The 16,487-nt window shown below is 65.8% G+C and carries 17 protein-coding genes; 10 read left to right on the top strand and 7 right to left on the bottom strand.

Annotated elements, in window-relative coordinates:
• Positions 1-29 precede the first annotated feature (29 nt).
• The 5 genes from ACT89O_RS03235 to ACT89O_RS03215 all read right to left on the bottom strand — a co-directional run bounded on the left by ACT89O_RS03235 (position 30) and on the right by ACT89O_RS03215 (position 5,218).
• On the bottom strand, positions 30-905 hold the full coding sequence (locus ACT89O_RS03235) for an ABC transporter ATP-binding protein (protein ID WP_487261802.1): 876 nt from the start codon (positions 903-905) through the stop codon (positions 30-32).
• Positions 895-1,764 carry a nitrate ABC transporter permease gene (ntrB, locus tag ACT89O_RS03230; protein ID WP_099731375.1) on the bottom strand — a complete coding sequence of 290 codons (870 nt, stop codon included), beginning with the start codon at positions 1,762-1,764 and terminating at the stop codon, positions 895-897. Before ntrB ends, ACT89O_RS03235 begins: the two co-directional genes overlap by 11 nt.
• 1 nt (position 1,765) lies before the next feature.
• Entirely contained in the window at positions 1,766-3,172 is a 1,407-nt protein-coding gene (locus ACT89O_RS03225; protein ID WP_487261801.1) for a CmpA/NrtA family ABC transporter substrate-binding protein, read from the bottom strand.
• 145 nt (positions 3,173-3,317) lie between these two features.
• A complete protein-coding gene (locus tag ACT89O_RS03220) occupies positions 3,318-4,013 on the bottom strand; it encodes a response regulator (RefSeq protein ID WP_487261800.1) in 696 nt (231 codons plus the stop codon).
• Positions 4,010-5,218, bottom strand: coding sequence for a sensor histidine kinase (locus ACT89O_RS03215; protein ID WP_487261799.1), 1,209 nt, complete (start codon positions 5,216-5,218; stop codon positions 4,010-4,012). Before ACT89O_RS03215 ends, ACT89O_RS03220 begins: the two co-directional genes overlap by 4 nt.
• Before the next feature lie 90 nt (positions 5,219-5,308).
• Between ACT89O_RS03215 and ACT89O_RS03210 the strand changes: the two genes are divergently transcribed.
• From ACT89O_RS03210 to ACT89O_RS03200, 3 genes are read left to right on the top strand one after another with little or no spacing between them, the layout of a single operon-like run.
• Positions 5,309-6,160 carry an ABC transporter permease gene (locus ACT89O_RS03210; protein ID WP_487261798.1) on the top strand — a complete coding sequence of 284 codons (852 nt, stop codon included), beginning with the start codon at positions 5,309-5,311 and terminating at the stop codon, positions 6,158-6,160.
• A complete protein-coding gene (locus ACT89O_RS03205) occupies positions 6,157-6,672 on the top strand; it encodes a hypothetical protein (RefSeq protein WP_487261797.1) in 516 nt (171 codons plus the stop codon). The genes ACT89O_RS03210 and ACT89O_RS03205 overlap by 4 nt, the downstream gene beginning before the upstream one ends.
• Positions 6,669-8,021: a GAF domain-containing protein gene (locus tag ACT89O_RS03200; RefSeq protein WP_487261796.1), complete on the top strand. Its 1,353-nt coding sequence runs from the start codon at positions 6,669-6,671 to the stop codon at positions 8,019-8,021. Before ACT89O_RS03205 ends, ACT89O_RS03200 begins: the two co-directional genes overlap by 4 nt.
• Before the next feature lie 27 nt (positions 8,022-8,048).
• Here the strand turns inward: ACT89O_RS03200 and ACT89O_RS03195 are convergent, their stop codons facing one another.
• Positions 8,049-8,786 (bottom strand): hemerythrin domain-containing protein, encoded by a 738-nt coding sequence (locus ACT89O_RS03195; RefSeq protein WP_431151721.1) that lies wholly within the window; start codon positions 8,784-8,786, stop codon positions 8,049-8,051.
• Between the two features lie 188 nt (positions 8,787-8,974).
• Positions 8,975-10,564: a GMC family oxidoreductase gene (locus ACT89O_RS03190; protein WP_487261795.1), complete on the bottom strand. Its 1,590-nt coding sequence runs from the start codon at positions 10,562-10,564 to the stop codon at positions 8,975-8,977.
• 129 nt (positions 10,565-10,693) lie between these two features.
• Here ACT89O_RS03190 and ACT89O_RS03185 point away from each other — a divergent pair, with 129 nt between their 5' ends.
• The 7 genes from ACT89O_RS03185 to ACT89O_RS03155 all read left to right on the top strand — a co-directional run bounded on the left by ACT89O_RS03185 (position 10,694) and on the right by ACT89O_RS03155 (position 16,406).
• Positions 10,694-11,542: a 3-hydroxybutyryl-CoA dehydrogenase gene (locus ACT89O_RS03185; protein WP_487261794.1), complete on the top strand. Its 849-nt coding sequence runs from the start codon at positions 10,694-10,696 to the stop codon at positions 11,540-11,542.
• Between the two features lie 87 nt (positions 11,543-11,629).
• Positions 11,630-12,463 carry a crotonase/enoyl-CoA hydratase family protein gene (locus ACT89O_RS03180; protein ID WP_487261793.1) on the top strand — a complete coding sequence of 278 codons (834 nt, stop codon included), beginning with the start codon at positions 11,630-11,632 and terminating at the stop codon, positions 12,461-12,463.
• Between the two features lie 270 nt (positions 12,464-12,733).
• Positions 12,734-13,198 (top strand): MarR family winged helix-turn-helix transcriptional regulator, encoded by a 465-nt coding sequence (locus tag ACT89O_RS03175; RefSeq protein ID WP_099731384.1) that lies wholly within the window; start codon positions 12,734-12,736, stop codon positions 13,196-13,198.
• A 72-nt stretch (positions 13,199-13,270) separates the two neighbouring features.
• Positions 13,271-13,687: an organic hydroperoxide resistance protein gene (locus tag ACT89O_RS03170; RefSeq protein WP_487261792.1), complete on the top strand. Its 417-nt coding sequence runs from the start codon at positions 13,271-13,273 to the stop codon at positions 13,685-13,687.
• 3 nt (positions 13,688-13,690) lie between these two features.
• On the top strand, positions 13,691-14,077 hold the full coding sequence (locus ACT89O_RS03165) for a DUF1304 domain-containing protein (RefSeq protein ID WP_121422133.1): 387 nt from the start codon (positions 13,691-13,693) through the stop codon (positions 14,075-14,077).
• Positions 14,078-14,211: 134 nt separating this feature from the next.
• Positions 14,212-14,970 carry a metallophosphoesterase family protein gene (locus ACT89O_RS03160; RefSeq protein ID WP_487261791.1) on the top strand — a complete coding sequence of 253 codons (759 nt, stop codon included), beginning with the start codon at positions 14,212-14,214 and terminating at the stop codon, positions 14,968-14,970.
• Complete coding sequence (locus ACT89O_RS03155; protein WP_487261790.1) at positions 14,967-16,406, top strand: serine/threonine protein kinase; 1,440 nt, start codon at positions 14,967-14,969, stop codon at positions 16,404-16,406. Before ACT89O_RS03160 ends, ACT89O_RS03155 begins: the two co-directional genes overlap by 4 nt.
• Positions 16,407-16,487 lie beyond the last annotated feature (81 nt).

The raw sequence follows: 16,487 nt of genomic DNA, 5'->3' as shown, positions 1-16,487 counted from the left end.
AACACGACAGTGCTGGGTTATTCAGGAAATCAGTGGGCTTTGGCTCGGGTGACGAGAAAGTCCACGATGTGGTTGCGCAGCGCGTAGTAGCCGTCCAGGTGGTGCAGGCTGGTGCGCGTACGTTCGCGTGGCAGCGGGTTCACCACCACCTCGGCGATGCCGCCGGGGCGGTAGCCCTCGGGCGTCTCGTTGCCGTTGCTCATGAGCAGGATGCGGTCCGCCAGCAAGATGGCTTCGTCCACATCGTGCGTGATCATGAAGACCGTCTGCTGCGTCTGGCGCACGATGGCCATCAGCTCGTCCTGGATGGTGCCGCGCGTGAGCGCATCGAGTGCGCCGAAGGGTTCATCCAGCAGCAGCATCTTCGGCTGGATGGAGAACGCGCGCGCAATGCCCACGCGCTGCTTCATGCCGCCTGAGAGTTGCGACGGCTTCTTGTCGATGGCAGGGCTCAGGCCCACCAGCGCCACGAACTTCTCCACATGCGCATCCACCTGGCTCTTCTTCCAGTCGGGCCAGCGCGACTTCACGGCAAACGCGATGTTCTGGCGCACCGTGAGCCAGGGCATGAGCGCGTGGCTCTGGAACACCACGCCCCGATCCAGACTGGGGCCGGCCACTTCGCGCCCGTCCATGATGACGGTGCCCAAGGTGGCGGTGTCCAGCCCCGCCAGCACGTTCAGGATGGTGGTCTTGCCGCAGCCCGAGTGGCCGATGATGCAGACGAACTCGCCCTTGTCGAGCGTGAACGACACATCGGCAAACACGGGCTTGGCGGGCACAAAGGCTTTGCTCAGCCGGTCGATCTGGAGGAAGCCTTGGGTCACAGCAGAGGCCTTTCGTTGCGGGGCGTCAGTGGCAAGAGCGGCTGGAACAGCCGGGCGCTGGGCGACATCACTCCACATAGGTCACCACCTTCTGCAGCTGGCCGAAGGCCAGGTCGAGCAACATGCCCACCACGCCAATCACCAGGATGGCAAAGATCACGTTGGTGAGCGACAGGTTGTTCCACTCGTTCCACACGAAGTAGCCAATCCCCGTGCCGCCCACCAGCATCTCGGCCGCCACGATCACCAGCCAGGCGATGCCCATGCTGATGCGCATGCCCGTGAGGATGGTGGGCGCTGCGGCGGGCAAGATCACCAGGAAGGCCTTGCGCAGCGGGTTGACCTGCAGCGTGGCCGACACGTTGAGCCACTCGCGCTTGACCGATGCCACGCCAAACGCCGTGTTCACCAGCATGGGCCACACCGAGCAGATGAAGATCACGAAAATGCCCGAGATGGATGAGTCCTTGATGGTGTAGAGCGCAAGCGGCATCCACGCCAGCGGGCTGATGGGCTTGAGCACCTGAATGAACGGGTCGAACGCACGGCGCAGCAGCGGCGACATGCCGATGACGAAACCGAGCGGTATCGCCACCAAGCAGGCCAGGCCGAACCCTAGCGCGACCCGGCCCAGCGAATGCGCGAGCTGGATAGCGATGCCCTTGTCGTTGGGGCCGTTGTCATAGAACGGGTTGGACACGTGCCCCCACACGGTACGGCCCATCTCTGCCAGTGAGGGGAAGCCACTGCCCTTGGCGCTGGCGCCTGGGTCCTTGCCCATCATCTTGGCGTACTCGATCTGCTCGGCGGTCATGCCGGCCGTGCTGTTGCCCGCGCCCGAAGAAGCGGTGGCGATGTACCAGATCCCCAGCAGGGCCAGGAAGATGAGCACGGACAACAGGCCCGCGCGCAGGTTGAGGTTCTTGGCGGGAGTCATGTCATGCCGCCTTGCGGATGGGGAAGCTCTTGGCGTACTCGGCCGCCTTCGCCGCATCGAACTCGCGCCCCATGATCTTGAACTTGGGGTACGCGCCCTCTGGCACCTTCTGGTCCAGCGCCTTCATCTGCTTTTTCGCGTCGGTGATGAGGAACACCTTTTCCGCGATCTGCTTGTAGTCCACATCGCCCTTGATGTAGCCCCAGCGCTGCATCTGCGTGAGCATCCACACGGCCATGCTCTGCCAAGGCATGGGGTCGAAGTCCGCGCGGTCGGGCACGTTCTGGATCTTGCCCAGGCCGTCTGCGAACTTACCGGTGAGCACTTGATTGATCACTGCCTCGGGCTGGTTCAGGTAGGCCTGGGGCGCAATCACCTTGGCGATCAACTCGCGGTTCTTGGGGTCGCGCGCCATGGCGGCCGAGGTGAGCACCGCACGGTACAGCGCCGCGAAGGTATTGGGGTTCTTCTGAATGAACTCGGTGCTGGTGCCGAAGGCGCAGCAGGGGTGGCCGTTCCACAGGTCCTTGGTGAGCAGGTGGATGAAGCCGACTTCCTCGAACACGGCACGCTGGTTGAACGGATCGGGGCCGAGGAAGCCGTCGATATTGCCCGCACGCAGATTGGCCACCATCTCGGCGGGCGGCACCACACGCAGCTGCACATCGGTGTCGGGGTTCAAGCCCGCCTCAGCCAGGTAGTAGCGCAGCAGGAAGTTGTGCATGCTGTACTCGAAGGGAATCGCGAACTTGAAGCCCTTCCAGTTCTTAGGGTCGCGGTTGTCCTTGTGCTTGAGGCTCAGCGTGATGGCCTGGCCATTCACGTTCTGGATGGTGGCCACGTTCATCGGTGTGGCGTTGGAGCCCAGGCCCATGGAGATCGCGAGCGGCATGGGCGACAGGAAGTGCGTGGCGTCGTACTCCTTGTTGATCATCTTGTCGCGGATCAGGGCCCAGCCTGCCGTCTTGGTCACTTCCACATTCAGACCCTGCTTGCTGTAGAAGCCCAGCGGATGGGCCATGATCAGCGGCGTGGCGCAGGTGATCGGGATGAAGCCGATCTTGAGGTTGGTCTTTTCCAGCGCGCCCTGTTTCTCTTGCGCCATGGCCTGCATGCTGGCCACCGGCAGCACGCTGGCGATGGCCGCCATGGCCGTACTTTTGCCCACGGCCTTCAGGAAGCGGCGGCGCACCGCATCTTGCGGAAAAATGGCCTTGACCAGCGTGGCCTCGATGAACTCGTTGCTGTAGGCCTCGAACTCGCTTGTCATGCTGCGCTGGCGCAGGGTGGCGGCCGCCGCATCGGCAGACACCTCGGCATGGTGGTCGGCCACCGTGTGGTCGCGGCCACAGCTGCATTTCAGCATCAACGGGCGGTCGGCATCGTAGGGCGAGAAGAATTCGGACATGGCACACCTCGTAGAAGTTGGTGCCAGGCGTTACGCAAAGCGCGGGCCAGTTTTGCCGGTGCCGGCCCGCTGTCATGAATTCGTGGGTGTTGGGTCTACAGCGTGTAGGGCCAGCACTACAAATCGGTCGTGCAACGCGCCGAATTCACTCTGCCGGTGCGCCACGCGCCAGCAGCGCCAGCTCCACGTCGTTGCGCGCGCCGGTCTTTTCGAGGATGCGGGCGCGGTAGGTGCTCACCGTGTTGGGCGCGAGCTTGAGCTGCGCACCAATTTCGCTCACGCTCTGCCCGGCAGTGAGCAAGCGGAACACCTGGTGCTCCCGATAGGAGAGCGCATCCACCCCGGCGGGCGTGCCCTGCTGCGCAGCACGCACCACCCCGGTGCGTTCCAATGCACCTGCCAGGGCTTGCGCGGTCGCCTCCGTCAGATAGCGCCCGCCTGCTGCCACCTTGCGCACGGCGGCCACCATGTCGTCGGGGTCGGCGCTTTTGTGCAGGTAGCCCGCCGCGCCCATCTGGATGCAGCGCACAGCGTATTGCCGCTCGGGGTAGGTGCTGAGCATCAGCACTGGCAATGCAGGCCAGGCCTTGCGCAGCGCTTGCAGCACTTCGAGGCCATCCATGCCCGGCATGGCGATATCCAGCAGCACCAAGTCCAGCCCCGGTGTTCCCGTTGCCCCTTGCAGCGCAGCCACCTGCTCCAGCACCTCGCTGCCCTGCATGGCCTCGGCCACCACGGTGATCTCGGGCGCGCCATTGGCCGGGTCGCCCAGCACCTGCTTGAGCCCCTCCCGCACGATGCGGTGGTCATCTCCGATCAACACTCGAACCACGGAATTCATGACAGCTCCAGAGGAATCAGCAATTGCAGGCACGAGCCCTGCCCCGGCTCGCTGGTGATGCTCAACCGCCCCCCAAGCTGCCGTGCCCGCTCGCGCATGCCCATCACGCCATAGGCGGTGGGCGCCTCCAGGGCCTGGCGGGTGGCGCCCACGCCGTTGTCGCGTACGCGCAGTTGCAGCATTTCGTCCTGCACGTCGATGGCAATGTCGATGGCGCTGGCCTGCGCGTGGCGGCCCACATTGCTCAGCATCTCCTGGAAGATGCGGAACACAGCGATGGCTGCAGGCTCGGGCAAGTGCAGGGTGGCGGGCACCTCCATCTGCCACGCCAGCTCCAGTTCGGCCGACTGCACAAACTCCTGCGCCTGCCACTCCAGCGCCGCCCACAGGCCCTGGTGGTCCAGGATGCTGGGGCGCAGGTCGGTGATGATGCGGCCCACGTTGTCCACGGCGTTTTCGATCAGGCGGCTCATGTTCTGGCACTTGCAGCGCATCTGGGTGCGCATGTCGCCCGCGGCCTCGGGCGTGCGCTCGCCCTGCTCGCCCAGGCGCTTGTGCAGCCAGTTCACATCCATCTTCAGCGCCACCAGCAGGCTGCCCAGCTCGTCGTGCACTTCGCGGGCGATGCGGGTGCGTTCGTCCTCGCGCACCTGCTCCGAGTAGGCGGACAGCTCGCGCAGCTGCGCCAGCGCCTGCGACAGCTCTTGTGTGCGCGCGGCCACTCGGCGCTCCAGCTCGTCATTGGCGCGGGCCAGTTCATCGTGCGCGCGCTGCAGCTCATCGGCGGCACGCTTGCGGCTGGTGATGTCCACAAAAGCGATCACGGCGCCCTGTACCTGGTCACCTTCAAGAATCGGGTGGCTGGAATACTCCACGGCAAACGCCGAGCCATCGCGGCACCAGAACACCTCGGTGTCCACACGACAGGGCAGACCCTGGCGGAACGCATTGAAGATGGGGCAGTCGCCGTCCGCATACGGGCTGCCGTCGGGGTGGCTGTGGTGGGTGAGCGCGTGCATGTTGCGCCCCATCACCTCATCGGCCGCAAAGCCCAGCATCTGCGCGCCCGCCCGGTTGATGAACACGCAGTTGCCCGCCAGATCAATGCCAAACACCCCCTCGCCCGTGGACTCCAGCAGCAGCCCCAAGCGGTTCTGCCAGAGGGCACTGGCACCGGCGGGCAGGTTCAGGACGTGGGTGGACATAGGGGTACCCAAGCAATGGCCGTGCCCAGGTGGCGACCAGGAACACATCGGGGACTGTGCGCCCGCCCGCCAACATCGCACAATAAGCGGATGCAAACCGCTCACCCGCCCTCTGTGGCCACTGTGGCCCCACCCCCGCCGTCGGTATGGCGCCCGCCCAGCCTGTCCGTGCGCTGGTGGCCCGTGTTCATGCGCAACCTGCTGGTCTGGCGCAAGCTGGCCATCCCCAGCCTGGTGGGCAACATTGCCGAACCGCTGATGTGGCTGGTGGCCTTTGGCTACGGCATGGGGGCCCTGGTGGGGCAGGTGAACGTGGGCGGCGCGGCGGGCGACACCAAGGTGCCCTACATCCTGTTCCTGGCCAGCGGCTCCATCTGCATGAGCGCCATGAACGCGGCCAGCTTCGAGGCGCTGTACTCGGCCTTCTCGCGCATGCATGTGCAAAAGACCTGGGACGGCATCATGAACGCGCCGGTGAGCCTCGACGATGTGGTGCTGGCCGAAATGCTGTGGGCGGCGTTCAAGGCGCTGTTCACCGTCACCGCCATCCTGGGCGTCATGCTGGCCCTCTCCATCAGCCACAGCCCCAAGCTGCTGGTGGCCTGGCCGGTGCTGCTGTTCGTGGGGGTGATGTTCTCCAGCATCGCACTCATCTTCAATGCGCTGGCCAAGGGGTATGACTTCTTCACTTACTACTTCACACTGGTGCTCACGCCCATGATGTTTCTCTCGGGTGTGTTCTTCCCGCGCGAGCAGTTGCCCCCCATCGTGCGCGCCATCTCCGACTGGCTGCCGCTGACCAATGCCGTGGAGCTGGTACGCCCGCTGTTCATGGACCAGTGGCCTGCCCACCCGTGGCGCCATGGCCTGGTGCTGGTGGTGACCACCGTGGTGGCCTTCTGGGTGGCTCTGGCCCTGACCCGCAAGCGCTTCAAAGCATGACCGCGCTGCTCGGCCCCAGCCATATCGCCATGGTGGCCAAGGGCGTGTCGGCCATCGTGGCGTCACGCGATGCGGCCCTGCGGCCGAGCATCATGCGGGCCGTGGGCAGTCGCATCAGCGGCGATGGGCTGGAGGTCACGGTGTACCTGCGGCGCAGCCAGTCCGAACAGTTGCTGCAGGACATTGCGCACACCGGAGAGATTGCCGTGGTCTTCAGCGTGCCGTCCACCCACCAGACGCTGCAGCTCAAGGCCCGCCGGGCCACGCAGCGCCCGGCCACTGATGGCGACCTGCCGGTGTTGCAGGCCTACCTGCAGTCCATGGTGCAGGAGGTGGGCCGGGTGGGTTATGGGCCGCAGTATGTGGGCGCCATGCTGGCAGCACCGCTGCAGGATGTGGTGGCCGTGAGCTTCACGCCCACCAGCGCGTTCGACCAGACACCGGGCCCACGCGCAGGCGCGGAGCTGTGTGCGCCGCCCGCACCACCCACACCCCCCCTACCGCAGCCATGAGCACCGCAGCGCCGTCCCTGCACAGCATCCGCCCCTGCCTGGAGGGCGCGATTCCCGCCATCATGGCGACCTGCGACCCTGACGGCACCCCCAACGTGGCCTACATCTCGCAGGTGGTCTATGTGGATGCGGGGCATGTGGCACTGTCGTTCCAGTTCTTCAACAAGACCCGCCAGAACATCTTGCGCAACCCGCGCGCGTCGGTGTTGGTGCTGGACCCGCTCACCGCCCATTTCTACCGCCTGCACCTGCTGTACGAACGCACCGAGGACAGTGGCCCGGTGTTCGAGAGCATGCGCGCGCAGCTGGCGGGCATCGCGTCGCATGCGGGCATGGCCGAGGTGTTTGAACTCAAAGGGGCCGACATCTACGCTGTGGAGCGCATCGAATCGGTGGCCGGCGAAGGCCTGCCGGCACCGGCACCACGTTCTGGCTTGCTGCACACGCTGCGCCTGTGCAGCGAGAGCATCGCGCGCTGCTCGGGGCTGGACGAGTTGCTGCAAGGCGCGCTGCAGGGCCTGCAGGACAAGCTGGGTATCCAGCACGCCATGGTGCTGATGCTGGACGCCAGCGCCCAGCAGCTCTACACGGTGGCCAGCTGCGGCTATGCCACGTCGGGCGTGGGTTCAGAAATCCGGCTGGGTCAGGGAGTGATCGGCATGGCTGCGCGCGAGCGCACGCCGGTGCGCATCAGCCACATGACGCACGCCGCCCTGTACAGCCATGCCATCCGCGAAAGCATGGACGCGCACGCCACACCCGATGCGCCCCCGTTGCGCGGCCTGGACATCCCCTACCCCGGCCTGCCAGAGCCGCACAGCCAGGTGGCGGTGCCGCTGCTGTCGGCCGGGCGCCTGCTGGGTGTGCTGTTTGCCGAGAGCCCCGAGGACATGCGCTTTGGTTTCGAGGATGAAGACCTGCTGGTGGCCATTGCGGGCCAGCTGGCCGCCGCCATCGACCTGCTGCAAGCCGCGCCCGATGCGCCCGAGCCGCTGCCTACTCCGACGACGGCACCGCCGGTTAGCGGCAGCGCGCTGCGGGTGCGCCACTTTGCGGCCAATGACAGCGTGTTCATCAACGACGACTATTTGATCAAGGGCGTGGCGGGCGCCATTGTCTGGAAGCTGCTGCGCGACCACCAGCACACCGGGCGCGTGGACTTCACCAACCGCGAACTGCGGCTGGACCCCGCCCTGCGCCTGCCCGATGTGGCCGACAACCTGGAGGCCCGCCTGCTATTGCTGCAGCGCCGCCTGCAGGAGAACTGCCCGCACATCCACATCGAAAAAACAGGGCGCGGGCGCTTTCGGCTGTGCGTGCTGCGCCCCGTGGTGCTGGAAGACGCTTGACGCCTTCACGCCACTGATTTCTCAAAGTCAGTGCACCAGACCCGGCACCACCGGCAGGCCCAGGCTGCGCATCAGCTTGGTCCACTCAGGCTGCGTGAGGTGCGGCTGCACTTGCGCCAGCACCGCTGCCAGCACAGGGGCAGGCGCATGCTGCTTCATGTCCGACAGCATGGCCGTGCGCTCGGCGGGTGACATGTAGGGCACCATCCAGCGGGCCACCACCATCATTTCCTGCGGCGGGATCGAGGCCACCAGCGCATCGTGCACGCCCGCCAGTTCCGCGTCGGTGTAGCACTGCCAGAGCACGCGGTTGTGCGCAGTCTCTTCCTCGTGCATGTGCTCAAAGTTGTGCGCCACAAACAGCGCCAGCTGGCGGTACAGGGCTAGGGTGGCTGCAGCTCGTGCGGGCTTGGCACAGGCCATCAGGTGGTTTACACCGTCCGCCAAAGCGACGATGGCCTGTTCGTGCTCCACATGTTCACCGGCAATGCTCTGGCTGGATCCGGGCTGGCGCGCCTCCATGGCGGCGTGCACGAACTGGTTCTCGTGGTGCAGGTGGGCGCGGCACAGGTCCAGCAGCTGCATCACGCGGTCGCAGGTGTGGGCAAACTCCAGGTCGTCCTCGACATCCATGCGGCCCAGGCCCAGCAGCGTGTCGGCCATGAAGGCGCGCAGCGCCTTGTGGATGCTGGCGTACATGTCCATGCGGGGGGCGGCGGGCTGGGCTTGTGTCAGTGCGGCAATTTCGCGGGCATCAATCTTCATCACGTTCTTTCATGGCCCCGGTGGGCTCTTTCAGCGCCTTTTTTTGGGCGCCGGGCCGGGTGCACCATGCACCCGTTTCCATGCAAAGAAGTCTAGAAATTCGCCGCGCTTTTGCCTGTTAAAAACTCCTTAAACAGACCCTTTGAAAACCTTAAAAATCGCGTTCCGGGCGCTAAACGTGAAATCGTTCACGGCGCGGCGCGCAGCAGGTACACCGCTTTTTCAGCAATCATCACCGTGGGCGCATTGGTGTTGCCGCTCACGATGCGCGGCATGATGGATGCATCCACCACGCGCAGGCCCGCGAGGCCATGCACACGCAGTTCGGCATCCACCACATCCAGCGGCCCAGGCCCCATGCGGCAGGTACCCACGGGGTGGTAGATGGTGTCGGCGTACTGGCGGATGAACTGCTCGATCTCGGCATCGCTGCGCGCACTGGCCGAGGCCGCCAGCTCCTTGGCGCCGAACTTCGCGAGCGCCGGTTGCATGAGGATCTCCCGCGTGCGTTTGAAGCCACGCACCATGCGCGCCATGTCATCGGGATCGGCCAGGAAGTTCGGGTCCACCAAAGGCAAGGCCATGGGGTCGCGGCTGACCAGCGTGACGGAGCCCCGGCTCTTGGGCTGCAGCAGGCACACGTGGGCCGAGTAGCCATGGCCGAACACGGTCTTGCGCCCGTGGTCCACCAGCTTGCCGATCACAAAGTGCAGCTGCAGGTCGGGCGCTGGCTCGGATGGGTCGCTCTTGATGAAGCCCCCCGCCTCGGCAAAGTTCGTGGTCAACATGCCCGTGCGGTGCTTGCGCCATTCGGCAATGCCGCGCAGCGTCTGCGCCATGCCCGACAGCGAGAGGCCGAACAGGTCCTTCAGATCGGGAGCGTCCAGCACCTGCACTACGTCGGGATGATCGTGCAGGTGCTGGCCCACGCCGGGCAGGTCGTGCAGCACCGGGATGCCGTGTTGCTGCATGTGTGCAGCAGGCCCCACGCCCGACAACATCAGCAGCTGCGGCGACAACAGTGCGCCCGCACTCAGCAGCACTTCGCGCCCCGCACGCACCTGCTTCAAGGCACCGCCCTGGCGGTATTCGACACCCACGGCGCGCGTGCCCTCGAACAGGATGCGCGTGGCGTGGGCACCGGTGATGACCTGCAGGTTGGAGCGCGCAAGGTGGGGCGTGAGGTAGCCCTTGGCCGCGCTGTGGCGCTCGCCGTTCTTGTGCGTGACCTGGTACAGGCCCACGCCCTCTTGGGTGGCCCCGTTGAAGTCGGTGTTGTGCGGGTACCCGGCCTGCACACCCGCTTCGGTGAAGTGGTGGCTGAAGCGGTTGGTCGAGCGCAAGTCGGCCACGTTGAAAGGCCCGCCCCGGCCATGCCAATCGTTGGCACCGCGCTCGTTGTTTTCGGCGCGCAGAAAGTAAGGCTTCACATCCTCCCAGCCCCAGCCCGGGTTGCCCTGCGCAGCCCAGTGGTCGTAGTCGGCATGCTGGCCCCGGATGTAGACCATGGCGTTGATGGAGCTGGAGCCCCCCAACACCTTGCCGCGCGGCTGGTAGCCGCGCCGGTTATTCAGCGCAGCCTGCGGCGTGGTGTTGAAGCCCCAGCCGTTCAGCTCGAACTTGGCCATCACGGCCAGCCCGGCGGGGCAGTGGATGAGCACGCTCTTGTCGGCGGGGCCCGCCTCCAGCAGGCAGACGCGCACGGAGGGGTCTTCGGTCAGGCGGCCAGCCAGCACGGAGCCCGCCGAGCCGCCGCCGATCACGATGTAGTCGAACATGTTGTTGTGTCTCCTCCGCCATGCTGCGCAGCGGCTTGTTGGTTCAGGTTTGACGCACGATAACCGAACGGTCGTGCGATTCGCCTTACCATTCCGTTCATCCGTTTCACTTTGAAGAGGGCTCTCTATATGACGATTCAGACCGTAGGCATCATCGGCGCAGGCACCATGGGCAACGGCATTGCACAGGCCTGTGCGGTGTCGGGCATCAACGTGGTGATGGTTGATATCTCCGATGCTGCAGTGCAAAAAGGCCTGGCCACCGTGGCCAGCAGCCTGGACCGCCTGATCAAGAAGGAAAAAATCACCGAGGCCGACAAGGCTGCGGCCCTGGCACGCATCCAAACCTCCACCAGCTACGACGACCTCAAAGCCGCGCAATTGGTGATTGAGGCCGCCACCGAAAACTACGAGCTCAAGCTAAAGATCCTCAAGCAGGTGGACGCACTGGTGGGCCCCGAGGTGCTGATCGCATCGAACACGTCTTCGATCTCCATTACCAAACTGGCCGCCGCCACCAGCCGCGCCGACAAGTTCATCGGCATGCACTTCTTCAACCCCGTGCCCATGATGGCGCTGGTGGAGATCATCCGTGGCCTGCAGACCAGCGATGCCACGCACGACGCCGTGAAGGCCCTGGCCGAGGCCCTGGGCAAAAGCCCCATCACCGTGAAGAACGCCCCTGGCTTTGTGGTCAACCGCATCCTGGTGCCCATGATCAACGAGGCCTTCTTCGTGCTGGCCGAGGGCCTGGCCACACCCGAGGACATCGACGCGGGCATGAAACTGGGCTGCAACCAGCCCATCGGCCCGCTGGCACTGGCGGACATGATCGGCCTGGATGTGTGCCTGGCCGTGATGGACGTGTACCTGACCGAGTTTGGCGACAGCAAGTACCGCCCCTGCCCGCTGCTCAAGGAAATGGTGGCCGCAGGCCGCCTGGGCCGCAAGACGGGCCAGGGTGTTTACACCTACTAACCGTTGAACGCGCTGCGTTGTCCCCCTGGGGACGGCGCAGTCCGCGCACCGGGTTTTCAATCGTGGAAACGAAAAGGAGACCCGGCCATGTCAGAAGTCAACACCACCACCCCATCCAGCACCACGCCCCCGCCCGAGGGCTGCATTGACACCCTGGTGCTCGGCCACGTACTGCTGATCGGCATCAACCGCCCGGCCAAGCGCAACGGCTGGACGCCGCCCATGTTCCGCCAGCTGGCGGAGGCCTACACCCGACTGGATGATGACCCCGACCTGCGCGTCGGTGTGCTGCATGCCATGGGCGACCACTTCACGGCCGGACTGGACCTGCCCGCCGTGAGCGCCTACATGCAGCGCGGCGAAAAAGCTATTCCCCTGGGCCTGGTGGAGCCCCATGACTACGGCCTGCCCGGCTACCGGCGCCGCACCAAGCCCATGGTGGTGGCGGTCAAGGGCATCTGCTTCACCGTGGGCATCGAGTTGATGCTGGGTGCCGACATCGTGGTGGCGGCCGACAACTGCCGCTTCTCGCAGATGGAGGTGCAGCGCGGCATCATGGCCACGGGCGGCGCCACGCTGCGCATGGCCGAGCGCGCGGGCACGGGCAATGCGCTGCTGCACCTGCTGACGGCCGACGAGTTCGGCAGCGCCGAGGCGTACCGCCTGAACTTTGTGCAGAAGGTGGTGCCTGCTGGCCAGGAGCTGGACGAGGCATTGGCGATTGCCCAGCGCATTGCCGCACAGGCGCCGCGTGCGGTGGTCGCCACGCGCCTGAATGTGCTCAAGGCCATAGAGCAAGGCCAGGCGGCCGCGGTGGCGGACTTCATCCCGGTGCAGAAGGAACTGGCCAACAGCGAGGACGCCGCTGAAGGCGTGCGCGCATTTGTCGAGCGACGGCCCGCGCAGTTCAGCGGGCGCTGAGGGCCTGGTGGTGCGTCGCCGCCAGAACCACCACGCACCAAACTCCAATCCAAATCGACCGCTAGCGCAGATAAATCAAGCGCCAAATGCTCCACTATTGATAGCACCTCCTGAGGGCGACGTGGATGCGGCACCCCCGCATGCGCCAGCGGGACGCGCGAATAGCACCGATGGCGCGGCGCCGCTCCCCCACCCACACAATCCCATTCATTAACAAAGTTTTTCACAATTCAATTGCGCACAATTGAATTCACACCCACAATTCACCCCATGCCCAGCCACAGCACACCCCACACTCCCAGCCCCGCCATCCTGCGGCTGGACAACCAGGTCTGCTTTGCGCTGTATTCCGCCTCGCTGGCAATGACCAAGCTGTACAAACCGCTGCTCGACCAGATCGGCCTGACCTACCCCCAGTACCTCGTGATGCTGGTGCTGTGGGAGCAGGATGGCGTCACGGTCTCCGAGCTGGGCGAGCGCCTATTTCTGGACTCCGGCACGCTCACGCCGTTGCTCAAGCGCCTGGAGGCGCAGGGCCACATTGCCCGGTTGCGCGATGTGCAGGACGAGCGCCGTGTGCGCATCACCCTCACGTCGCAAGGCCGCGCGCTGCGCAACCAGGCCGAAGCCATTCCACCGTGCGTGCTGCAAAGCAGCCAGTGCTCGATTGCCGAGCTGACCACCTTGACCACCGAACTCAAGCAGCTGCGAGACCGGCTCAGCGAGCAACGCTGACGGCCTGCAGACAACGCAAGAACCGATTCCCTCCACCGCCCGCCAGTGGGCAACAACCGCAAGGAAGACACCATGACCACACTCGAAAAAGTCCTGTACACCGCCAAGTCGCACGTGACCGGTGGCCGCGACGGCGCCGCCAAGACCGATGACGGCCGCCTGGACGTCAAGCTGTCCTCGCCCGGCACGTCCGGCACCGGCACCAACCCCGAGCAGCTGTTTGCCTCCGGCTACGCAGCCTGCTTCATCGGCGCCATGAAGGCGGTGGGCGGCAAGATCGGCATCCCCGTGCCCCAGGACGTGTCCATCGACGCCGAAGTGGACCTGGGCCCCATCCCGAACGCCTACGGCATCGCCGCCCGCCTGGCCATCAGCCTGCCCGGCCTGGACAAGGAAACCGCCCAGAAGCTGGTGGACGCAGCCCACCAGGTCTGCCCCTACTCCAACGCCACGCGCGGCAACATCGACGTGACCATCACGCTGGTGTAAGCCATGGGCCGCCAGTTGCTTCCCCGCATCGCGGTGGCCCTGGTGGCCATCGAGCATGTGTACATCCTCGTGCTCGAAATGTTCTTCTGGAACAAGCCCCTGGGCATGAAAACCTTCAACCTGACCCAGGAGCTGGCCGACGCCACCACCACGCTGGCGGCCAACCAGGGGCTGTACAACGGTTTTCTGGCGGCAGGCCTGTTCTGGGGGCTGTTCACCGGCAACCGGGTGTTCAAGATCTTCTTCCTGGCCTGCGTGATCGTGGCCGGGGTGTTTGGCGCCGCCACCGCAGCGCCCAAGATCTTCTTCAGCCAGGCGCTGCCCGCGATCATTGCGCTGGGCCTGGTGTTGGCGCTGGACAAAAAACCCGCCGTACAGCGCAGCCTCTGAGCTATCAAATCAATAGCTGCTGCCGCCCTATAGACGGGCGGTAGCAGCTATTTTTGCTTTGAATCCGGGAAAGCACGGCGGCCTGCAAGCTGCCATTCAGCCATGCGCGCGATGATGGGGTTGGAGACAACACCATGAAAATCGCCCTGCTGTCCGACATCCACGCCAACCGACAGGCCCTGGACACCTGCCTGCAACACGCCCGCGCCCAGGGCGCCGAGCAGTTTGCGCTGCTGGGCGACCTGGTGGGCTACGGCGGCGAGCCCGTGGCCGTGGTAGAGCAGGTGCGCGACCTCGCCCAGCAAGGCGCCCTGTGCGTGCTGGGCAACCACGACGCCATGGCCCTGGCGCCGCCCGCCAATCCGCGCAACCGCAGCGAGCTGGGCGCGCAGTGGACACACGACCAGCTCGGCAACAGCCACATCGCCTTTTTGCAGTCGCTGCCGCTCACCGCACGTCTGGGCAGCAGCGCGCTGCTCGTGCATGCCAGCGCCGACATGCCGGAGCAATGGCGCTACGTGGAGGACTCGAACGCCGCCGAGCGCAGCATGACGGCGGCCCAGGCCCTTGACCCCGCCATCCGCTACGTGTTCTGCGGCCATGTGCATGAGCAGGTGCTGTACTTCCTCACGCCCACCGCCAAGCTGATGCGTTTTGCGCCCGAGCCCGGCGTGCCCGTGCCTGTGCCACCGCACCGCCAGTGGCTGGGCATCGTGGGCTCGGTGGGCCAGCCGCGCGACGGCGATGCGCGCGCCATGTACGCACTGTTCGACGACACCGCCAGGCAGATCACCTTCTACCGCGTGCCGTATGACCACCTGGCCGCCGCCGCCGCCATCCGCGCGGCAGGACTGCCCGCGTTTTATGCCGACAGGCTGGAGCATGGTCAATGAAACTGCTCGAACCCGGCACCGAGATCGACGGCTTTCGCGTGGTGGACTGCATCCACGCGGGTGGCATGGCCCACATCTACGCGGTGGAATACGCGCAGGCCGACCGCAGCCCCGGCTTTGCCATGGCGATGAAGATCCCGCGCATGACGGCGGGCGACGGGGCCGAGAACATCGTGAGCTTCGAGGTCGAGCTGCAGATCCTGCCCGTGCTCAGCGGCCCGCATGTGCCGCGTTTTGTGGCGGCGGGCGACCTGGTGCGTCTGCCCTACCTGGTCATGGAATACATCCCCGGCCAGACGCTGCAGCACTGGCTGGACGAAGGGCCTGGCCGCTGCGACACAGCAACCATCGCACGCCTGGGCGCGGCCACCGCGCGCGCGGCGCACAGCCTGCACCAGCAGAACGTGTGCCACCTCGACCTCAAACCGGCCAACGTGCTCATCAAAGAAGATGGCACGGCCGTGCTGCTGGACTTTGGCCTCTCGTGCCACGCCCACTACCCCGACCTGCTGGCCGAGGAAATGCGCCAGGCCGTGGGCTCGCCCGCCTGGATTGCGCCCGAGCAAGTGGTGGGCGTGCGCGGCGACCCGCGCAGCGACATCTTTGCCATCGGCGTGATGCTGTACGAGCTGGCCACGGGCGAGCTGCCCTTTGGCGCGCCCACCACCAGCGGCGGCATGCGCCAGCGTCTGTGGATGACGCCCGCGCCGCCGCGCAAGCACCGCGCCGACATCCCGCCCTGGCTGCAGGAAGTCATCCTGCGCTGCCTGGAGCCTGAGGCAGGGAGCCGCTACCCGTCGGCCGCGCACCTGGCCTTCGACCTGTCGAACCCCGAACAGGTGCAGGTTACCGAACGCGGCGAACGCACCGAGCGCACTCCACTGCGCACGCATGTGCGCCGCTGGCTGCGTGCTGCGGGCATGCACTACACGCCCAGCCCCCTGCCCTCGCAGCAGATCGAGGACACGCCCATCCTCATGGTCGCCGTGCCCCATGCCGATGTGAGCGATGCCACGCTGTACTCGCTGCGCCAGGCCGTGGCCCGCTCGCTGGGCATCCGCCCCGGCGCGCGGCTGGCCTGCGTGACGGTGATCTCGCCGGGCGCCAGCAGCACCAGCGACAGTGAGCGCAGTGAAACCACGCTGCACCGCCAGCACATGGCACGCCTGCGCCAGTGGGCCCAGGGTCTGGACCTGACCGGACATGCCGTGAGCTACCACGTGCTCGAAGCGGGCGACGTGGCCCAGGCGCTGGTGCGCTATGCGGCCAGCAACCACGTGAGCATGATGATCCTGGGCGCCGCCACGCACGGGCTGCAGATGCAGCGCTTCATCGACACCGTGCCCATCCGCGTGGCGCGTGATGCGCCCTGCACCGTCATCCTGGTCAAACAGGCGCTGCCGTTCGAGCAGCTGGGCCAGACGTTCCCGGGCTAAGCGCCCGTTCAAAGAGTGGGCCCCGCTGTCGCCGAGGTGGCGCGGCCCGCTTGAGCCGCGCCGGGCTTTCGTTTAGCGTGG

This window comes from Acidovorax sp. NN32 (assembly GCF_057597245.1).
Note: the sequence above shows the minus strand (reverse complement) of the source record. Positions and strands in the feature narration are given on the sequence as shown.

What these genes read in the sequence shown, in the direction of transcription:
- ACT89O_RS03235 (WP_487261802.1), bottom strand. Translation starts at nt 905, where the DNA reads ATGTGGAGTGATGTCGCCCAGCGCCCGGCTGTTCCAGCCGCTCTTGCC.
- ntrB (WP_099731375.1), bottom strand. Translation starts at nt 1,764, where the DNA reads ATGACTCCCGCCAAGAACCTCAACCTGCGCGCGGGCCTGTTGTCCGTG.
- ACT89O_RS03225 (WP_487261801.1), bottom strand. Translation starts at nt 3,172, where the DNA reads ATGTCCGAATTCTTCTCGCCCTACGATGCCGACCGCCCGTTGATGCTG.
- ACT89O_RS03220 (WP_487261800.1), bottom strand. Translation starts at nt 4,013, where the DNA reads ATGAATTCCGTGGTTCGAGTGTTGATCGGAGATGACCACCGCATCGTG.
- ACT89O_RS03215 (WP_487261799.1), bottom strand. Translation starts at nt 5,218, where the DNA reads ATGTCCACCCACGTCCTGAACCTGCCCGCCGGTGCCAGTGCCCTCTGG.
- ACT89O_RS03210 (WP_487261798.1), top strand. Translation starts at nt 5,309, where the DNA reads ATGCAAACCGCTCACCCGCCCTCTGTGGCCACTGTGGCCCCACCCCCG.
- ACT89O_RS03205 (WP_487261797.1), top strand. Translation starts at nt 6,157, where the DNA reads ATGACCGCGCTGCTCGGCCCCAGCCATATCGCCATGGTGGCCAAGGGC.
- ACT89O_RS03200 (WP_487261796.1), top strand. Translation starts at nt 6,669, where the DNA reads ATGAGCACCGCAGCGCCGTCCCTGCACAGCATCCGCCCCTGCCTGGAG.
- ACT89O_RS03195 (WP_431151721.1), bottom strand. Translation starts at nt 8,786, where the DNA reads ATGAAGATTGATGCCCGCGAAATTGCCGCACTGACACAAGCCCAGCCC.
- ACT89O_RS03190 (WP_487261795.1), bottom strand. Translation starts at nt 10,564, where the DNA reads ATGTTCGACTACATCGTGATCGGCGGCGGCTCGGCGGGCTCCGTGCTG.
- ACT89O_RS03185 (WP_487261794.1), top strand. Translation starts at nt 10,694, where the DNA reads ATGACGATTCAGACCGTAGGCATCATCGGCGCAGGCACCATGGGCAAC.
- ACT89O_RS03180 (WP_487261793.1), top strand. Translation starts at nt 11,630, where the DNA reads ATGTCAGAAGTCAACACCACCACCCCATCCAGCACCACGCCCCCGCCC.
- ACT89O_RS03175 (WP_099731384.1), top strand. Translation starts at nt 12,734, where the DNA reads ATGCCCAGCCACAGCACACCCCACACTCCCAGCCCCGCCATCCTGCGG.
- ACT89O_RS03170 (WP_487261792.1), top strand. Translation starts at nt 13,271, where the DNA reads ATGACCACACTCGAAAAAGTCCTGTACACCGCCAAGTCGCACGTGACC.
- ACT89O_RS03165 (WP_121422133.1), top strand. Translation starts at nt 13,691, where the DNA reads ATGGGCCGCCAGTTGCTTCCCCGCATCGCGGTGGCCCTGGTGGCCATC.
- ACT89O_RS03160 (WP_487261791.1), top strand. Translation starts at nt 14,212, where the DNA reads ATGAAAATCGCCCTGCTGTCCGACATCCACGCCAACCGACAGGCCCTG.
- ACT89O_RS03155 (WP_487261790.1), top strand. Translation starts at nt 14,967, where the DNA reads ATGAAACTGCTCGAACCCGGCACCGAGATCGACGGCTTTCGCGTGGTG.